This is a genomic window from Bradyrhizobium sp. Ken01 (genome assembly GCF_055807355.1).
Window position 1 is genome coordinate 1 of sequence record NZ_JBVVPC010000078.1, and the last position, 16811, is coordinate 16811.

Annotated in this window: 18 protein-coding genes; 6 read left to right on the forward strand and 12 right to left on the reverse strand. The window is 65.1% G+C overall.

Annotation, left to right across the window (positions count from 1 at the left end):
- Window positions 1–177 precede the first annotated feature (177 nt).
- On the reverse strand, window positions 178–1146 hold the full coding sequence (locus tag AC0L3S_RS37105; protein ID WP_473284789.1) for a cell division protein FtsX: 969 nt from the start codon (window positions 1144–1146) through the stop codon (window positions 178–180).
- Entirely contained in the window at window positions 1139–1798 is a 660-nt protein-coding gene (gene ftsE / locus AC0L3S_RS37110) for a cell division ATP-binding protein FtsE (RefSeq protein WP_275170936.1), read from the reverse strand. Before ftsE ends, AC0L3S_RS37105 begins: the two co-directional genes overlap by 8 nt.
- 191 nt (window positions 1799–1989) lie before the next feature.
- Here ftsE and AC0L3S_RS37115 point away from each other — a divergent pair, with 191 nt between their 5' ends.
- Both AC0L3S_RS37115 and AC0L3S_RS37120 read left to right on the forward strand, forming a co-directional pair.
- On the forward strand, window positions 1990–2871 hold the full coding sequence (locus AC0L3S_RS37115; RefSeq protein WP_473263812.1) for an MJ0042-type zinc finger domain-containing protein: 882 nt from the start codon (window positions 1990–1992) through the stop codon (window positions 2869–2871).
- Window positions 2872–2930: 59 nt separating this feature from the next.
- Window positions 2931–3305, forward strand: coding sequence for a response regulator (locus AC0L3S_RS37120; protein WP_063994095.1), 375 nt, complete (start codon window positions 2931–2933; stop codon window positions 3303–3305).
- 104 nt (window positions 3306–3409) lie between these two features.
- Here AC0L3S_RS37120 and AC0L3S_RS37125 read toward each other — a convergent pair whose 3' ends face one another.
- Window positions 3410–4570, reverse strand: a complete 1161-nt coding sequence (locus AC0L3S_RS37125) for a DUF4175 family protein (protein WP_473284791.1) — start codon at window positions 4568–4570, stop codon at window positions 3410–3412.
- Window positions 4558–6492 carry a TIGR02302 family protein gene (locus AC0L3S_RS37130; RefSeq protein ID WP_473284793.1) on the reverse strand — a complete coding sequence of 645 codons (1935 nt, stop codon included), beginning with the start codon at window positions 6490–6492 and terminating at the stop codon, window positions 4558–4560. The genes AC0L3S_RS37125 and AC0L3S_RS37130 overlap by 13 nt, the downstream gene beginning before the upstream one ends.
- 177 nt (window positions 6493–6669) lie before the next feature.
- Between AC0L3S_RS37130 and AC0L3S_RS37135 the strand changes: the two genes are divergently transcribed.
- Both AC0L3S_RS37135 and AC0L3S_RS37140 read left to right on the forward strand, forming a co-directional pair.
- Window positions 6670–7053: a carboxymuconolactone decarboxylase family protein gene (locus tag AC0L3S_RS37135; protein ID WP_473284795.1), complete on the forward strand. Its 384-nt coding sequence runs from the start codon at window positions 6670–6672 to the stop codon at window positions 7051–7053.
- 225 nt (window positions 7054–7278) lie between these two features.
- Window positions 7279–8175, forward strand: coding sequence for an NAD(P)-dependent oxidoreductase (locus AC0L3S_RS37140; RefSeq protein ID WP_456653285.1), 897 nt, complete (start codon window positions 7279–7281; stop codon window positions 8173–8175).
- Between the two features lie 400 nt (window positions 8176–8575).
- Here the strand turns inward: AC0L3S_RS37140 and AC0L3S_RS37145 are convergent, their stop codons facing one another.
- The gene (locus AC0L3S_RS37145; protein ID WP_247285820.1) at window positions 8576–8902 is read right to left on the reverse strand and encodes a DUF1330 domain-containing protein; all 327 of its coding nucleotides are present in this window, start codon (window positions 8900–8902) and stop codon (window positions 8576–8578) included.
- A 134-nt stretch (window positions 8903–9036) separates the two neighbouring features.
- Window positions 9037–9735 carry a winged helix-turn-helix transcriptional regulator gene (locus AC0L3S_RS37150; protein ID WP_473284798.1) on the reverse strand — a complete coding sequence of 233 codons (699 nt, stop codon included), beginning with the start codon at window positions 9733–9735 and terminating at the stop codon, window positions 9037–9039.
- Window positions 9736–9917: 182 nt separating this feature from the next.
- Between AC0L3S_RS37150 and AC0L3S_RS37155 the strand changes: the two genes are divergently transcribed.
- Window positions 9918–10436 (forward strand): SRPBCC family protein, encoded by a 519-nt coding sequence (locus AC0L3S_RS37155; protein ID WP_473284800.1) that lies wholly within the window; start codon window positions 9918–9920, stop codon window positions 10434–10436.
- A gap of 57 nt (window positions 10437–10493) precedes the next feature.
- On the opposite strand, the gene lysA is transcribed toward AC0L3S_RS37155, so the two are convergent.
- The 3 genes from lysA to argH form a co-directional block, all read right to left on the reverse strand.
- Window positions 10494–11759: a diaminopimelate decarboxylase gene (lysA, locus tag AC0L3S_RS37160; RefSeq protein WP_473284802.1), complete on the reverse strand. Its 1266-nt coding sequence runs from the start codon at window positions 11757–11759 to the stop codon at window positions 10494–10496.
- 23 nt (window positions 11760–11782) lie between these two features.
- Window positions 11783–12073 carry an LPS translocon maturation chaperone LptM gene (gene lptM, locus AC0L3S_RS37165; RefSeq protein ID WP_473284804.1) on the reverse strand — a complete coding sequence of 97 codons (291 nt, stop codon included), beginning with the start codon at window positions 12071–12073 and terminating at the stop codon, window positions 11783–11785.
- A 93-nt stretch (window positions 12074–12166) separates the two neighbouring features.
- Complete coding sequence (gene argH, locus AC0L3S_RS37170; protein WP_473263821.1) at window positions 12167–13564, reverse strand: argininosuccinate lyase; 1398 nt, start codon at window positions 13562–13564, stop codon at window positions 12167–12169.
- Window positions 13565–13670: 106 nt separating this feature from the next.
- On the opposite strand from argH, the gene tlpA reads away from it, so the two are divergent.
- Window positions 13671–14360: a thiol:disulfide interchange protein TlpA gene (gene tlpA / locus AC0L3S_RS37175; protein ID WP_473263822.1), complete on the forward strand. Its 690-nt coding sequence runs from the start codon at window positions 13671–13673 to the stop codon at window positions 14358–14360.
- Between the two features lie 10 nt (window positions 14361–14370).
- Here the strand turns inward: tlpA and AC0L3S_RS37180 are convergent, their stop codons facing one another.
- The 3 genes from AC0L3S_RS37180 to AC0L3S_RS37190 form a co-directional block, all read right to left on the reverse strand.
- Complete coding sequence (locus AC0L3S_RS37180; RefSeq protein ID WP_473263823.1) at window positions 14371–14565, reverse strand: hypothetical protein; 195 nt, start codon at window positions 14563–14565, stop codon at window positions 14371–14373.
- Window positions 14566–14780: 215 nt separating this feature from the next.
- Complete coding sequence (locus AC0L3S_RS37185; protein ID WP_007597339.1) at window positions 14781–15662, reverse strand: 3-hydroxybutyryl-CoA dehydrogenase; 882 nt, start codon at window positions 15660–15662, stop codon at window positions 14781–14783.
- Window positions 15663–15854: 192 nt separating this feature from the next.
- Window positions 15855–16799 (reverse strand): electron transfer flavoprotein subunit alpha/FixB family protein, encoded by a 945-nt coding sequence (locus AC0L3S_RS37190; protein ID WP_007597340.1) that lies wholly within the window; start codon window positions 16797–16799, stop codon window positions 15855–15857.
- Between the last annotated feature and the right edge of the window lie 12 nt (window positions 16800–16811).

The window sequence follows — 16811 nt, forward strand, 5'->3', positions numbered from 1 at the left end:
CTTGGCCGGTGGCCACCGGCCAAGGCGCTAAGTCACTTCCATCGCACAAATGCTGGCCGTGCAGATACAAGGGGTATGTCTCCGCGAACTGGCATCGACGTTCGTGCACGTGGATAGAACCCCTCATCCGGCGCTTCGCGCCACCTTCTCCCACAAGGGGAGAAGGAAGAAACCATTTCAATCGACATCATTCAGCGTCGCGAACAGCGTCTGGCGCGAGGCGACCGCGGTGATGGCGCCAATCAGCACGGCCTGCACCGCGAGCACGATGTAGCCGGACGGCCGCAGCGAGAAGGTGCCGAGCAGCGCGGCGAACTGATCGCCGACGGGAGTGCCGGAAAACCAGCCTGCAATCGACTCCGAGAAGCCGAATACCAGCATGGCGGCGCCGCCGCCGATCACGCCGCCCTCCAGTCCCAGCCTGAGGAAATGCCGCAGGAAGCGGTTGGCGATGTAGCGGTCGCCGGCGCCGACGAAATGCAGCACCTCGACGATCGGACGGTTCGCCGCCATGGCGCCGCGGGTCGCGAACGACACCGAGATGATGGTGGCGACGATGACGAGCGCGAGGATGCCGAGACCGGCGAGCACCGTGGCGTTGGTCATCGAGCGCATGCGCTCGATCCAGGCGCGGTGATCGTCGACGCTGGCGCTTGGTGCCACCTGGGTCACGCGGGCGCGCAGAGCGCCGAGATCGAGCGCCGTGCCGGGCTGCACGCGCGCGATGATCATGCGCGGCACCGGCAGATCGTCCATCGACAGGCCGGTGCCGAGCCAGGGCTCGAGCAGCTTGCCGCTTTCGTCTTTCGTGAACGGCTTGACCTCGACGATGCCGGCTTGCGCGCGCATGGCCTCGGTCACCGCCACGGTGTCGCGTTCGAGATCGCGGCCAGTCTGCGGGCGGACCTGGATGGTGATTTCGCTCGCGACATCCGACTGCCATTCGGCGGCGGAGGCGCTCACCAGCAGCACCGTGCCGGTCGTCATCGACGCCAGGAAGGTCATGATGGCGACGACGGCGACCAGCGCGCGGCCGTGGATCGAGGCGCGCGGCACGATCGGCGACATGTTGCGCGCCCGGGCCGGAAGCGGCGGCCCCTCCTGCCCGAGATCGACCAGCACGCCGCGCTCGTCGGGCCTATTCATAGACGTGCAGCCGTCCCTGGTGCAGCACGAAGCGTCGCGCCTCGTACTGGTCCATCAGGGCGATATCGTGGGTGGCGATGATGACGGCGGTGCCTGACTTGTTGAGCTCGATGAACAGCCGCAGCAGGCGACGACCGAGCGTCGGATCGACGCTGCCGGTCGGCTCGTCGGCCAGCAGCAGCTGCGGTCGCGAGATCACGGCGCGCGCGATCGCCGCGCGCTGCTTTTCGCCGCCGGACAGGATCGGCGGCAGCGCGTCCATGCGCTCGCCGAGCCCGACCCATTTCAGGAGGTCGATGACCTCCTTGCGGTAGCTCGATTCGCTGCGGCCCATGACGCGGAACGGCAGCGCGACGTTTTCATAGGTGGTCATGTGGTCGAGCAGGCGGAAATCCTGGAGCACGATACCGATGCGCTTGCGCAAGCCTGCGATCTCGTCCTTGCCGAGCTGCGAGATGTCGTGACCGAACAGATTGACGAGGCCCCGCGTCGGGCGATGCGACAGGAACAGCAGGCGCAGCAACGAGGTCTTGCCGGCGCCGGACGGGCCGGTGAGAAACTGGAATGAATGCGCCGGGATCTGGAAGTTGAGGTCGCGCAGGACCTCAGGCCCCAGGCCGTAGCGCAATCCGACATTTTCGAACCGAACCAAGCTCAGCTCCGTTCGAGAGAGGCCGCGGGCCGCACGGCTGTGCTCCGCCACACGCGATCAGCGGGTTTTGCGGCCGTTATGGTTTCCGGTTCGTTAACGGTCGTCCTGTAGCATAATTGGTAGCATCTTTCCCGCTCGGTTCTCCGCGACCGTGTCACCGTCAAGACTTGTCCGTGCATCAAGGCTCGTCCATGCATATCGTCTGCCCTCATTGTACGACATCCTACGCCATCAAGCCCGCGAGCCTTGGGGCGAACGGCCGGACCGTGCGCTGTTCCCGTTGCAAGGAAACCTGGGTCGCCCATGCCGAGGATGCCATCGAGGAGGCATCTGTCCCGGCCATGGCCGCGGCCAACCGGGCCGACGACCAGTCCGATCTCGCCGAGCAGTGGAACTCCTACGCGCAGGACGACAGCGCCACTGACGCGCCTGTCGTTGACAGCCCCTCGATCGCCAGCGACTGGCCGGACCAGGAAACCAGCGACACCGAGGACGAATGGTCGGCGGCCGCCCGGTCCGCCGAGGAGGAAGTCGTCGGCGATCAGCACCAATCCTGGTTCCGCGGCCTGTTCGGACGCCGCCGCGGCGCGCGGGTGCGCCGTCCGGTCGCCACGGCGGCCCCGCGAAAATCCCATTTCGGCCTGCCAACTGCCTGCGCCGCGATGGGCGCGCTGGTGCTGGCGCTGGTGATCTGGCGCGGCGACATGGTGCGGTTGCTGCCGCAGACGGCCGCCTTCTACAGGATCGTCGGCCTCGAAGTGAACCTGCGCGCACTGGCGTTCAAGGACGTCAAGCTCTCCAGCGAGACCGTGGACGGTAAGCAGGTGCTGGTGATCGAAGGCGTGATCGTGGGCCAAGGCAAGAAGCCGCTCGACATTCCCCGGTTGCGCTTCGCGGTGCGCGACGCGCAAGGCGCGGAAATCTACGCCTGGAACGCCGTTCTGGAACAGACTGTGCTACAGCCCGGCGAGCGCGCCTTTTTCCGCTCGCGCCTGGCCTCGCCGCCGCCGGAGGGCCGCAATATCGACGTTCGCTTCTTCAACCGGCGCGACATTGCCGGTGGCAGCGTATAATCGATTTCGCAGGTCTCGCAGGCAAAGTTGGTCGCGAGATTGATCCCGAGGTTCGTCTCATGTCCAAGATCCTGATCGCCGACGACGAGGATTCGATGCGCCAGCTGGTGGCGCGCGCCATCGCCATGGACGGCCACGAGATCGTCACCGCGCAAGACGGCGCTGAGGCGCTGGAGATCCTCACGCGCGCCGACGGCGGGTTCGACCTGCTGCTCACCGACATCCAGATGCCGGTGATGGACGGCATCGCGCTGGCGCTTTCCGTCGCACGCGATTTCCCCGATCTGACCATTCTGCTGATGACCGGCTTTGCCGACCAGCGCGAGCGCGCCTCGAACCTCAATGCGCTGGTGCATGACGTCGTGACGAAGCCGTTCTCGGTCGCAGACATCCGCACGGCGGTGGCGGATGCGCTTGCGGCGAAGAAGGGATAGCGAGTCGGGTTCGTAGTTTGTAGCCCGCATGAGCGCAGCGACATGCGGGACCGGCGGCCCCGGATATCGCTTCGCTCATCCGGGCTACGAGAGCTGCGTCAGCCTCAAAAATCCTTCAGCAGCCGCTCAATGTAGTCGAGTTCGATCTGCGGGCGCGAGCTGTCCCCCAAGCGGCGGCGGAGCTCCTCGAGGATGCGGCGTACGCGCTGGGCGTCGATCTCGCCGGGGATCTTGACCGTGTAGTCGTCGCTCAGATCGCGGCCGTGAAGCGGGCGGCCGAGCGGATCGGTCTGATTGCCGCCGCTCTGCTGGCGGCCGGCGCGGTTGCCGGGACCATCGCCCTGCCCGTCGCCATCACCCTGCTGCATCGCCTCGGCCATCTTCTGCGCGCCCTTGCGCAAGGCCTCGAGCGCTTTCCCTTGGGCGTCCACCGCACCGTCCGAATTGCCTTCGCCGAGCTGCGAGCCGGCATCGCCCATGGCCCCGTCGGCGGCGTCCAGACTGCCGTCGTCATCGCCCTGGTCACCGTCCTGATCGCCATCCTGCCCCGGCTGTCCCTGCTCGCCCTGCTGACCCTTTTGCCCTTTCTGGCCCTGGCTCTTCTGGCCCTTTTGCCCCTTCTGCGTGAGGCCGCGCTTGGCGAGTTCATCCTGCAGCTTCTTCAGGCGGTCGCGCAGCGACTGCTGATCCTGCTGGAGGTCCGACATCGACTGGTCGCCCTGCTGCTTGCCGCGCGAGCGCTCACGCCGGGAATCCTGCCCCTGCTTGAAAGTCTTGTCGCGCAATTGCTGCTGCTTGCGGATCATGTCGCTGAGTTCGTTGAGCGCCTGCTCCATGTCGCTGTCCCCGGATTGCCCGGGCTGCGCCATCTGGAGATTTTCCATGATCTGCGCGAGCTGCTCGAGCATGCGCTGGGCCGCTTCTTTATTGCCTTCGCGCGCCGCCTTCTCGATTTGCTTCAGCAATTCGTCCAGGTCGCGCTGCGTGATGACGGAACGATCGCGATTGGAGGATTGGCTCTTTTCCGTCGCGCGCTTGTAGTCCTCGAGCTTCTGAATCGCATCGGATTGATTGTTCAGGCTCTTGCCGGATTCCTTCCGCCTGAGGCTGTCGCCAGAATCCTGCATCGCCTTTTCAGCGCCATCGAGCAAGGCATCGACATCCTGATCCTGCTGGGCAGCCACGGGCGAGACGCCTCCCAACAGGAAGGCGAGGCAGGCGATCGAGATCGCCTTCAATACTGGCACGCGTGCTAGCTTCCGCATTTACGGTCTCGCGTCGACTGGTTGGCACCGTCGTTGCCCGGCTTCGTCCGGTTGTTGGCCGACTTGCGATAGGCCTGAAGCTGCTCGCGCAACGCGTCCTGCTGCTTCGCCAGCTCTTCGAGCTGCTCGGGCGTGGCGTTCTGGGTCTTTTGTTTCAGCTCGACGGACTTGTCGAGGATGAGCTGAACCTCTGCGGGGAACGGCTGCCGGGGTCCAAGCGGGTTCTGCTCGGCGCGCCGGGCGAGATCGCGCACCTTGCCGGCCATGGCCTCGCGAAGCTTTTGCGTCAGCGCCTTGATCTCGTCCTCGCTGGCGCCGCGTTCCAGCGCCCGCTTGAGCGCATCCTGGGCCGAGCGCAGCGCGGCGTTGACGCTGCCGGCGACACCGTCGTCCTCGATGGTGACGGCGAACGCCCACATGCTTCCCACCACATCGCGCAGCGCCTCGTCGGTGCGGGCAGCCTCCAGCTGCAGCGCCAGGCTGCGCAGGCCGAGATAGCAGCCCGCATCCGGCGTGAACAATTCGGGTGCGATCATCAGCGCGTCGAGCGCGGCGTAGACATCCGAATTCTTGTTGGCGTCGAGCGCGAGGATGCGGCGCTGCTCGACCAGCGCGCGCGCGAGCGAGTTGGTGAACAGCCGCTCGGGCAGGCGCATGTTGAACGGCTCGCTCCTGGCCTCGTTGCCGGCCTCGTCCTTTGCGCTGAGGGTCAGCGTGACGTCGGCGCCGGCATAGGGATCCTCGCTCAGGTCTTTCACCGTCTGGCCGACACCGTTGCGGGTGCGCGCATTCGGCAGCACGAGCGGGAATTGCGGCGGCTGGAATAGCGGCCGCGCGGCGGCCTTGGTGTCGGCCTCCTTGCGGCCATCTTTGGCATCGGCGGGACGCAGGCCGATTTGCGCGTCGGCGCCGGTGACGCCGTAATCGTCCTCGACCTTGTAGGTGAGCTGGAGTCCGCCACGGGCCTGGCGCTCGGGATCCTTGGCCAGCGCGATCGTCGGCGGGCGGTCCGGTGTTGCCGCAAACGCCCATTGCGGCTGGCCGGAGGGCGCGCGGACATGCGCGGTGCCGTCGCCGCTGATGGAAAAATGCTTCTCGTTGGTGCCTTTGGGCGCGGCTTCGGTAGGCTCGACTTCCTTGAGGCCGCCGGAGACGGCAACATCCAGGCTGCCGCCGGAGGAGCGAACGATCAGGGTCGAGCCTGCGGGAACGGCAAGCGGCCCGCTGGCCGGTAGCGCCGCGGCCTCCTTGTTCGCGGCCGACAGGATGACCGGCGGCTTGCCGGTGTAGAGCGGTGGCGTGACCCAGGCATCCACACGAACATTCGTCGGGGCCATCATGCCGTTCCAGTGGAAGGCAGCCACGAGCCGCATCGCACGCTCGTCGCCGGCGGCGAAGAAGGTCGCAACCAGCATCACCATGACCAGCGCGCGCAGCGCCCAGGGGTCATGCAGAGCGAGCCGGGGCTTCGGCAGACCGGCGCGGATGCGCTTGATCGAAGCCAGCGTGCGCTCGCGCTGCGCCCGCCACAATGCCTGCGCAACCGGGTCTTGCGAGCTCAGCGTGTCCGTCAGCGTGGTGGCCGGCCGATGACGGATGCCAGAGCCGCGGTCGAGCCGAGCCAGAGCCTCCTCGCGGCTCGGCCAGCGGAAACGACTCAATGGGAACAGCACGGCAATCGCAACGCCGGCGAAAACGACAAGACCGATGGCGCGGGCAATGGACGGCAGGGCCAGCCAGAGGCCGGCCCAGGACACCACCAGGAACAGACCGACGACGGTGAGAAGCCGCGCCAAATTTGGCCAGGCACGCTCCCACGCGATGGCATAAGTGGCCCGCTGCAGGGCTTGCGCCAGCTTCAGCCGCGACAGAGCGTCGCCATCGCGGATCGGGTCTGACGGGTCGGGGGTGACGCCGTTCAATCAACTCTCCAGGTTGCCCGGTAGAGAAGCGTACCACAACGGCAGCACTGAGGCATCCGTTCCTGTACGGGAGACACCCCTTTTCCCGCATAACACGAGGACGTGACTGGCACGCCGCAACCCCGTAATTTCCGCGCCGCCAGCCAAGAAAAACGCAAGAGAAGCAAAGGAAACGCCATGGACAAGAAGATGCACGACAAGGGCCTGGAAGTCCGCAAAGCGGTGCTCGGCGAGGCCTATGTCAACAACGCCCTGAAGAGCGTCGACGATTTCAACCGCCCGTTCCAGGAGATGCTCAACGAATATTGCTGGGGCACGGTGTGGGGCCGCGAGGAGCTGCCGCGCAAGACCCGCAGCATGCTCAACATCGCGATGATCGCGATCCTCAATCGTCAGCACGAATTCCGCGTGCATCTGAAGGGCGCACTCACCAGCGGCGTCAGCCGCGACGAGATCCGCGAGATCCTGATGCAGGTCGCAATCTATGGCGGCATGCCGGCCGCGGTCGACAGTTTTCGGATCGCGCGCGAGGTGTTCGCGGAGATCGACGCAAAGGCGTGAGGGGGGGCCGGTGTGAGGGACGGGGCCGCGACGTCCCTCCTCCACGTCGTCCTGGCGAAAGCCAGGACCCATAGCCACCGGCAGGCGTGTTACGGGGGACTGGGAGTTGCCACTTCGCGTTACAACCTCTCCCTGGGGTAAATGGGTCCTGGCTTTCGCCAGGACGACACCGAGGATGGATGCGCGCCGATCAACAACAACGAATATTCAACACAAGGAAACACCATGGACATCGGATTCATCGGCCTCGGAAACATGGGTTTCCCGATGGCGCGACGGCTGATCGAGGCCGGCAACCGGCTCGTCGTGTTCGACACGCGCCAGGAGGTCGTTGACAAGTTGGTGGCGCGCGGCGCCACTGCGGCGACGTCGCCGAAGCAGGTCGCCGACCAGGTCGAGACGGTCATGGCGAGCCTGCCTTCGCTGCAGGCTTCGCTTGCGGTTGCGACGGGGCCGAACGGCGTGATCGAGGGGAGCAGCGTCAAACGCTTCATCGATCTCTCCACCGTCGGCTCGGCGATGGCGGTGAAGATTCACGGCCTGCTCGCCAAGCATGGCATCGTGCAGATCGACTGCCCCGTCTCCGGCGGCGTCGGCGGCGCCGAGAAAGGCACGCTCGCGGTGATGGTCTCGGGGCCGAAGACCGAGTTCGAGCTGCTCAAGCCCGCGCTCGAGATCATCGGAAAGGTTTTCTTCATCGGCGAGAAGCCCGGCGCGGCGCAGACCATGAAGCTCGCCAACAACTTCTTGTCGGCCACCGCAATCGTGGCGACCTCCGAAGCGGTAGTGATGGGCGTCAAGGCCGGACTCGATCCCGCCGTGATGATCGACGTCATCAATGCCGGCTCTGGCATGAACACCGCGAGTCGCGACAAATTTCCGCGCTCGGTGCTGCCGCGCAGTTTCGACTTCGGCTTCACCACGGGACTGATGGTGAAGGACGTGCGGCTGGCGCTGGAGGAGATGAAGCAGCTCGGCCTGTCGATGGAAGTCGCGGATGCGGTCGGCCGGTTGTGGGAGACGGTCATCAGCGCGGAAGGCGCCGAGTCCGATTTCACCGCGGCGATCAAGCCGATCGAGAGGAAAGCGGGCGTTTTGGTTGGCGGCAGGCCACCCAGCTAGGGCCAACATGAGAACGCAGCGCCGACGACCGGCGCTGCGCTGTCCTCGTTGGATCGATCTGCTACGAGCGGCGTCTGCCAAGGTCCGGAAGGTCGGTCGGCTGCTCCAGTTGCAGGGAGGCCGAGCCCCCGCTGCATTTGATATACTTCTCGTCGCACCTGCGCATGCACCGTCTCTCGCTCGAGCATTTCGCAGAGGTGTTGTTGCAGCTGACCCACGTAATGTCGCACCGCGTGACCCGGGCGGACGCGGCGCCTGAAACTCCGAGCAGGAAGGCTACGCTGCAAGCTACGACAAGCATGCGAAGCAGGCCGGCGCCGGCGAGTGAATCGTTCATTCAAATCTCCTGTGTCGGCCGGGCAGGTCTGCGCCTGCGGCCGAGTGTTTGACGAGACGCAGTTCAAGCCTTGGCGAGATAGGGGATGGTGCCCGCCAAGTCGGTATCGTCGATCAACTGGAAGCGGCTCTCGCTGCCGCCCCTGCGCGCTGCCGCGAAGCGGCTGTAGGCGGGATCAGTGACGAAGGACTCCGCTGCCTTCGCCGTTGGAAACGACATGATCGCGATCAGCGAGGTGTCGAGAGGGGCACCTTCCAGCGTCTTCACATTGCCGCTGCGCGAGAGGTACTTGCCGCCGTGCTTGTGCACGAGATCGTGAACGGAGGCCGCATAGTCCGGCACCCATTTTCCGTCGGTCACTTTGATGTCTGCGATCAGATAGGCTGTCATGCCGCGTCTCCTGGCTCAAGTTCAGCTCCGCGTTGATAGGGGCGGGCATCACTTGGGTGCCAGAACACGGCCGGGGCTCGCCAGTACGGGAACTGTAGCGGGGCGATACAAATACTGAATTGCGCCGCCCTGGATCAGCTCGCCAGCTTGCGTTCCTTGGCGAACGGGCTGAGGCCCAACCAGCTTTGCATGGCCGCGGCAAGCTGCCGGTCGCCGGTGAGCAGCATCCGCCGGCTTGCGACGGCCGCGCGCACGGTATCGAGTCCCATCCAGATCGCCGTCATGGTGCGCAGATCAACCGACACGTAAAGGTCAACGTCGAAACCCGGATCAATCGAGCAGAGGTCGACACTGTCGTCGGGATCGACGATCAGCCACCACAATCGCTGGGTCGAAGGTAATTCCGGATACGCGAACTGCAGCACACTGCGGTGGGTCGGCATCGGCGTCGTGTTCAAATTCCGCCGCATGTCCCACATCAGCAGCTGGACATCGAGATGCTGAAGCGACAGATCCGACTCGATGCGGCGCTGGCCCCAGATGCCGAACGCCTCGACGATGGGACCGAGTTCGCGCCCGGCCGCGGTCAGCTGATACTCGATCACACCGCGCTCGGAAGTCGACGGTTGGCGGATGACGATGCCTGCAGCTTCGAGGTCCTTCAGACGCTGGGAAAGCAGCGCAGGCGACATGCGGGGGACGCCGCGGCGCAGCTCGTTGAACCGGGTCGAGCCGGCGACGAGTTCACGTAGCAGGACGACGGTCCAGCGCGTGCATAATATTTCGGCCGCCATCGCGACCGGACAGAACTGCCTGTAGCTGCCGATGGTCATGCGGGCCTCCGTGACAAGCGAAGCCGCAACCTTAGGGCCGCGGCGCGCGGCTTCCTAGTTCAGTTTCTGTATTGGCAGCGATTCATTCTCTGAACTGGCCGCGGACCGTGGTGAGCGTCTATTCGACCGGCATTGGCAAGCCGGCCGCCGCAAGCACGGCCCGCCGGACACAGGAGATTACCATGAAGAAATACGATTCAGCGGCTTCCAGATTGCTCGTTTCGGTTCGGAGCGCCGCGATTTGCACCCTCGGCCTGGGCGTCGGCGTCATGCCGGCGTCCGCAGCCAATCTGACGAGGAGCATCGAGGTCAGCAGTGCTGCGGCCGAGGTGTGGTCCGTCATCGGGCCGTTCTGCGCGATCAAGGATTGGCTGCCGCCGGTGGGGCAGTGCATTGTGGACGGCAAGTCGCCGCCAACCCGGACGCTCGTCACCAGGGACGGTAAGGCCTCGTTCGTGGAGACGCAGACTGCGCGGAACGACAAAGACTACAGCTATTCCTACGCGTTCCTGTCGAGCCCACTGCCGGTGAGCCAGTACAAGTCGACCATCAAGGTCACGGCAAAGGGTGAAGGCGCGTCGGTGGTGACATGGACCGGCACCTACACGCCCGACCCGGGGCGGGAGAAGGAAGCGGTCGATGCCCTCGGCGGCGTCTATGATTCCGGCCTCGCCGCGATCAGGGACCGGTTCAAGAAGTAGGAATCAATGCAGCGATGGGCGCAGCGGTAGCTGCGCTCATCGTGGACAATCACAGCCTCACAGCCAGGGCGCCGGCGTATCCATCGCGATCAGTTGCTCGACCTCGATGCGCGGACGCACGACGGCGTACTGGTCGCCCTTCACCAGCACCTCGGGCACCAGCGGTCTCGTATTGTAGGTGCCGGCCTGCACCGCGCCATACGCGCCGGCGGTCATGATGGCGATGAGGTCGCCGGGCCTTGGTGTCGGCAGGGTGCGATCGAGCGCGAGATAGTCGCCGGTCTCGCAGACCGGGCCGACGACGTCGGCCATGATGGTCGCGGCCCCCTTCGCAGGCTGCGTCACCGGCAGGATGTCGTGATGGGCCTCGTACAGCGTCGGACGGATCAGATCGTTCATGGCGGCGTCGATGATGACGAAATTCTTGCCGTCGCCGTGCTTCACGTAGATCACCTTGGCGACCAGGATGCCGGCATTGCCGACGATCATGCGGCCCGGCTCGAACATCAGCGTGCAGCCGAGATTGTGGCTGACGCGCTTGACCATCGCGGCATACGCATCGGGCGCCGGCGGCGCTTCGCGGTCCATGTAATAGGGAATGCCGAGGCCGCCACCGAAATCCACATGAGAGATGTTGTGGCCGTCGGCACGCAGCGTCTGCACGAATTCGGAGAGGATGCGGAACGCGATCTCCATCTTGGAGAGGTCGGTGATCTGGCTGCCGATATGCACGTCGGTGCCTGTGACCTCGATGCCCGGCAGCTTCGCGGCGCGGGCGTAGATCTCGCGGGCATGCGCGATCGGGATGCCGAACTTGTTCTCGGACTTGCCAGTCGAGATCTTTGCGTGAGTGCCGGCATCGACGTCAGGATTGACGCGGATCGAGATCCGCGCGGTCTTGCCCGTCTCCGTCGCAAGGCGCGACAGCAGCTCGAGCTCCGGCTCGGATTCGACGTTGAGGCAGAGGATGTTGGCGGCCAGCGCGGCGCGCAGCTCGTCTTCCGTCTTGCCGACGCCGGAGAACAGGATCCTGTTTGCCGGAATGCCGGCAGCCAGCGCGCGCTTCAATTCGCCGCCGGAGACCACGTCCGCGCCGGCCCCGAGCCTGGCCAGCGTCCGCAACACCGACTGGTTTGAGTTCGCCTTCATGGCGTAGCAGACCAGCACCTTCTCGCCGGCGAAAGCGTCGGTGAAAACGCGATAGTGCCGCTCGAGCGTGGCGGTCGAATAGCAATAGAACGGCGTGCCGACGGCTGCGGCCAGCTCGGACAGGTTCACCGCCTCGGCGTGCAGCACGCCGTTGCGATAGTCAAAATGGTTCATGGCATTGGCTCAGTTGCCCCAGCCTATCGGCTGGGTCTTTCGTCCAGGAGCGGGTCGAGGATAAACGGTTTCTTCCTGCCCTTGGTCGCCGCCGGTGCGGCGTCCGCGCCATAGGTGGGATTGAACACGCTCGGCGTCCTCTGGGCTTCGGTCTCGGTATCGGTCGGCGCCGCGATGTTGGCCGTTGACGCGCTGGAGGCGGTCGGCGGCAGATCCAGCGGGCCCTTGCGGCCACAGCCGGCAAGCGCGAGCGCCGTCAGGCTCAAGACAATGATGGCCCACCCCGAGCCGGCCGGGCGAAACTTTGACGTCACGACGAAATCCCCACTACGCGCGGCGCACCATACAGAGATTGGCGCGCTCTGGCGAGACCCGGATGACCATGAAACATAAGCGAAATTTTGCCCTCAGCCCAATTTTCGCTCTTTTTCCAGCCGCCTCAGCCAGGCCTTGGCCTGCGACGCCACGTTCTTCGGCGCGGTGCCGCCGAAGCTGGTCCGGCTCTTCACCGACGATTCGACCGAGAGCACGCCAAGCACGTCTTTCGTGATCTTCGCTTCGATTGCCTGCATCTCCCTCAGCGGCAGCTCGTGCAGCGCCACGCCACCCTCGGCGGCTTTCGCGACGATACGGCCGGTGACGTGATGGGCCTCGCGGAACGGCATCTTCAGCGTCCGCACCAGCCAGTCGGCAAGATCGGTCGCGGTGGCGTAGCCCTCGCCTGCGGCCGTCTTCATCTTCGCTTCATCAGGCACGAGATCCCGGACCATGCCGCTCATGGCGCGGATCGCGAGCGACAGCGCGGCGAAGCCTTCCATGGCGCCCTGCTTGTCCTCCTGCATGTCCTTTTGATAGGCGAGCGGCAGGCCCTTCATCACGATCAGCAGCCCATTGAGCGCGCCGATCACGCGGCCGGTCTTGGCGCGCACCAGTTCGGCGGCGTCAGGATTGCGCTTCTGCGGCATGATCGAGGATCCCGTGGTGAACTTGTCGCTCAGGCGGATCATGCCGACTAGCGGCGAGGTCCAGATCACGATCTCCTCGGCGAAGCGCGACATGTGCACGGCGCAGATCGAGGCCGCCGACAGCGTCTCCAGCACGAAGTCGCGATCGGAAACCGCATCGAGCGAGTTGGCCATCGGACGATCGAAACCGAGCGCCTTCGCCGTAGCGTGACGGTCGATCGGGAACGAGGTACCGGCGAGCGCCGCAGCTCCGAGCGGGGACTCGTTCAGCCGCTTGCGCGCGTCCTGGAACCGGCCGCGATCGCGCGCGGCCATCTCGACATAGGCGAGCAGATGGTGGCCGAAGGTCACCGGCTGCGCGGTCTGTAGATGCGTGAAGCCCGGCATGACCGTTCCGGCATGCTCCAGCGCGCGCTCGACCAGCGCCTGCTGGAACGCGGCGAGCGCGGCGTCGGTCTCATCGAGGACATCGCGGACATAGAGACGGAAATCGGTCGCGACCTGGTCGTTGCGCGAGCGCGCGGTGTGCAGGCGGCCGGCGGCAGGGCCGATCAGCTCGGACAGGCGGCTCTCGACATTCATGTGAATGTCCTCGAGCGCGCGCTTGAATTCGAAGCCGCCCTTGCCGATCTCTGACAAAATCGTGTCTAGACCCTTGCCGATATTTTTCGCATCAGAGGCCGTGATGATGCCCTGTGCGGCCAGCATCGCGGCGTGGGCCTTGGACGCGGCAATGTCCTGGGCAAAGAGGTGACGATCGACGTCGATGGAGACGTTGATCTCTTCCATGATCTCGTCGGGACGTTCCGAGAACCGGCCGCCCCACATCTTGTTGCTCATGATCCCCTGCTCACGCCTTGCCTGTCGCCGCCGCATGTTTGCTGACGGCTGCCAGCCGTATTAAGAGGCCTCTGATAGCCATATCTGCGACCGGATGACAAACGATATGCTCGACCCCAACGACAGGCTCGACCAAAGGAAAGCGCGGTCGGCCACGCGCCGCATCCCCGTCGTCATCGCCACCGTGGTGGTCGGGGGCCTGGCTGGCTTTGCAGCGCTGTACGGGCTGGGCCTGGGCCGGGCCCCATCCGGCGATCCCGCCTGCCGGGCGGCGGTGAACACCGCACAGAAGATCGCGCCGCTCGCCCATGGCGAGGTGGCGGCGCTGACCATGGCGACCGCACCGCTGAAGCTGCCGGACCTAGCCTTCGAGGACGCCGACGGCAAGCCGAAGAAGCTGTCGGATTTCCGCGGCAAGACGCTACTGGTGAACCTCTGGGCCACCTGGTGCGTGCCCTGCCGCAAGGAAATGCCGGCGCTCGACGAGCTCCAGGGCAAGCTTTCGGGCCCGAATTTCGAGGTGGTGGCGATCAATATCGACACCCGCGACCCCGAAAAGCCCAAGGCGTTCCTGAAAGAGGCCAATCTTATCCGGCTCGGCTATTTCAACGATCAGAAAGCCAAGGTTTTTCAGGATCTTAAAGTGATAGGCCGGGCTTTAGGCATGCCCACCTCGGTGCTGGTCGATCCCCAAGGCTGTGAGATCGCGACGATCGCGGGGCCGGCGGAATGGGCGAGCGAGGATGCGCTCAAGCTGATCCGGGCTGCGACGGGCAAAGCCGCCGCGTCGTTCTAGGCGATGATGTTTAGGCCGTGACGTTGAGGTTGCCGCCGACGCCGGCGCCGACATTGGCAAGCGAGGGCTGTCCGGCGCCGAGCAGCGTCAGGACGGTGGATTTCTCCGCATCCGCGTTCTGCTTCATCAGCGTCGCCGAGATATTCGACTGCAGCGCCCCTTGCTGAGCGGCCAGCATGCTGCTGACCATCGCCATCATGTCCATTACGCAAACCCTCGTACCGCGCGTAACCTAGACGCGACCGGTTAACGAGACCTGAATTGTCAGGAAGCGCCGTGGGGTGGGCTTTGTCCGTGTCCCGGACGCGGCGCGGCACGAAGTGACGCACCGCAGAGCCGGGACCCATGCTTCAGCATGCACGAGGCCTCTGGGCCCCGGCTCTGCAGCGCTTCGCGCTGCGTCCGGGGCACCGGACAGCTTTATCTCGTCGGAACCGGCTTGGCGCCGCGGTAGTCGTAGAAACCGCGCTGGGTCTTGCGACCGAGCCAGCCCGCCTCGACGTATTTCACCAGTAGCGGGCACGGGCGGTACTTGGAGTCGGCGAGGCCCTCATGCAGCACCTGCATGATCGACAGGCAGGTATCGAGGCCGATGAAATCGGCGAGCTCCAGCGGGCCCATCGGATGGTGCGCCCCGAGCTTCATCGCCGCGTCGATCGCCTCGACGTTGCCCACGCCTTCGTACAGCGTGTAAATCGCCTCGTTGATCATCGGCAGCAGGATGCGGTTGACGATGAAGGCCGGGAAATCCTCGGAGACCGCGACCTGCTTGCCGAGCTTGCCGACGAATTCCTTTGACGCCTCGAAGGTCTGGTCGTCGGTGGCGATGCCGCGGATCAGTTCCACCAGCTCCATCAGCGGCACCGGATTCATGAAGTGAATGCCGATGAAGCGTTCGGGCCGGTCGGTGGCGGCGGCGAGCCGGGTGATCGAGATCGAGGAGGTATCGGAGGCAACGATCGCCTCCGGCTTCAACACGGCGCAGAGATCGTGGAAAATCTTGCGCTTGACCTCTTCCTTCTCGACCGCGGTCTCGATCACGAGATCGCAGTCCGCGAGATCGTCCAACTTTTCGCCGGCCACGATACGCGCCATCGCCTTGGCTTTGTCGTCCTCGCTGACGGCCTTCTTGGAGACCTGCCGCGTCAGGTTGCCGTTGATCGTGGCCATGCCTGATTTGAGGCGGTCGGTCGAAATGTCGTTGAGCACCACGTCGAAGCCGGCCAGCGCAGCGACATGCGCGATGCCATTGCCCATCTGCCCCGCGCCGATCACGCCGACCTTCTTGATTACTGCCGCCATAATGTCATCCACCGGAACGGCGCGCTATCAACCGCGCCTGCCTATCCCCCGAGCCGGGAGGTCTGATTTAATCAGAACCCGGCCTCGAAACCTAGATTGGATCGCTTCGAAGGCGTGTCCCGCGCCAAAGAAAACGCCTCAAAAAGCAACACCAGCCGGAGTTTATAGCTCCAGCCGGTGTTTTAGCGCGTTTTACTTGCCGAGCTTGCCGAGTTCGGCAGTCAGCTCCGGAACCGCCTGGTAGAGGTCTGCGACCAAGCCGTAATCAGCGACCTGGAAGATCGGCGCGTCTTCGTCCTTGTTGATCGCGACGATTACCTTGGAGTCCTTCATGCCGGCCAGATGCTGGATCGCGCCGGAAATGCCGACCGCGACATAGAGCTCGGGGGCCACGACCTTGCCGGTTTGACCGACCTGCCAGTCGTTCGGCGCATAGCCCGCATCCACCGCCGCGCGCGAAGCGCCGACGCCGGCGCCGAGCTTGTCGGCGAGCGGCTCGATGTACTTTGCGAAATTCTCGCGGCTCTGCATGGCGCGGCCACCGGAGACGATGATCTTGGCCGAGGTCAGCTCGGGACGATCGCTCTTGGCGACTTCCTCGCCGACAAAGGACGACAGGCCCGGATCGGCCGCCGCCGCGACGCTCTCGACCGACGCGCTGCCGCCTTCACCTGCCGCGGCGAAGGTGGAGGTGCGCACGGTGATGACCTTCTTGGCGTCCTTCGACTTCACCGTCTGGATGGCGTTGCCCGCGTAGATCGGACGCTCATAGGTGTCGGGGGCGACCACCTTGGTGATCTCCGAGACCTGCATGACGTCGAGCAGGGCCGCGACGCGCGGCATCACGTTCTTGAAGCGCGAGGTCGCGGGCGCGACGATGGCGTCGTAGCCGGGGGCCAGCGAGACGATCAGCGCGGCCAGCGGCTCGGCCAGATCGTGCGCGTAAAGCGCGCCGTCGGCGAGCAGCACCTTCTTCACACCGGCAAGCTTTGCGGCTGCGTCCGCTGCAGCCTTGGCGTTCTCGCCAGCCACCAGAACCTCGACGTCCGCGCCGAGCGCGGCCGCCGCGGTTAGGGCCTTGTTGGTCGCATCCTTGAGCGACGCATTGTCGTGTTCGGCAATCAGAAGCGTCGTCATCAGAGCACCCCG

Excerpts from the sequence above, each read along its gene's own strand:
- AC0L3S_RS37105 (WP_473284789.1), bottom strand. The coding sequence starts at position 1,146 with ATGAATAGGCCCGACGAGCGCGGCGTGCTGGTCGATCTCGGGCAGGAG.
- AC0L3S_RS37115 (WP_473263812.1), top strand. The coding sequence starts at position 1,990 with ATGCATATCGTCTGCCCTCATTGTACGACATCCTACGCCATCAAGCCC.
- AC0L3S_RS37120 (WP_063994095.1), top strand. The coding sequence starts at position 2,931 with ATGTCCAAGATCCTGATCGCCGACGACGAGGATTCGATGCGCCAGCTG.
- AC0L3S_RS37125 (WP_473284791.1), bottom strand. The coding sequence starts at position 4,570 with ATGCGGAAGCTAGCACGCGTGCCAGTATTGAAGGCGATCTCGATCGCC.
- AC0L3S_RS37135 (WP_473284795.1), top strand. The coding sequence starts at position 6,670 with ATGGACAAGAAGATGCACGACAAGGGCCTGGAAGTCCGCAAAGCGGTG.
- AC0L3S_RS37140 (WP_456653285.1), top strand. The coding sequence starts at position 7,279 with ATGGACATCGGATTCATCGGCCTCGGAAACATGGGTTTCCCGATGGCG.
- AC0L3S_RS37145 (WP_247285820.1), bottom strand. The coding sequence starts at position 8,902 with ATGACAGCCTATCTGATCGCAGACATCAAAGTGACCGACGGAAAATGG.
- AC0L3S_RS37150 (WP_473284798.1), bottom strand. The coding sequence starts at position 9,735 with ATGACCATCGGCAGCTACAGGCAGTTCTGTCCGGTCGCGATGGCGGCC.
- AC0L3S_RS37155 (WP_473284800.1), top strand. The coding sequence starts at position 9,918 with ATGAAGAAATACGATTCAGCGGCTTCCAGATTGCTCGTTTCGGTTCGG.
- lysA (WP_473284802.1), bottom strand. The coding sequence starts at position 11,759 with ATGAACCATTTTGACTATCGCAACGGCGTGCTGCACGCCGAGGCGGTG.
- argH (WP_473263821.1), bottom strand. The coding sequence starts at position 13,564 with ATGAGCAACAAGATGTGGGGCGGCCGGTTCTCGGAACGTCCCGACGAG.
- tlpA (WP_473263822.1), top strand. The coding sequence starts at position 13,671 with ATGCTCGACCCCAACGACAGGCTCGACCAAAGGAAAGCGCGGTCGGCC.
- AC0L3S_RS37180 (WP_473263823.1), bottom strand. The coding sequence starts at position 14,565 with ATGGACATGATGGCGATGGTCAGCAGCATGCTGGCCGCTCAGCAAGGG.
- AC0L3S_RS37185 (WP_007597339.1), bottom strand. The coding sequence starts at position 15,662 with ATGGCGGCAGTAATCAAGAAGGTCGGCGTGATCGGCGCGGGGCAGATG.
- AC0L3S_RS37190 (WP_007597340.1), bottom strand. The coding sequence starts at position 16,799 with ATGACGACGCTTCTGATTGCCGAACACGACAATGCGTCGCTCAAGGAT.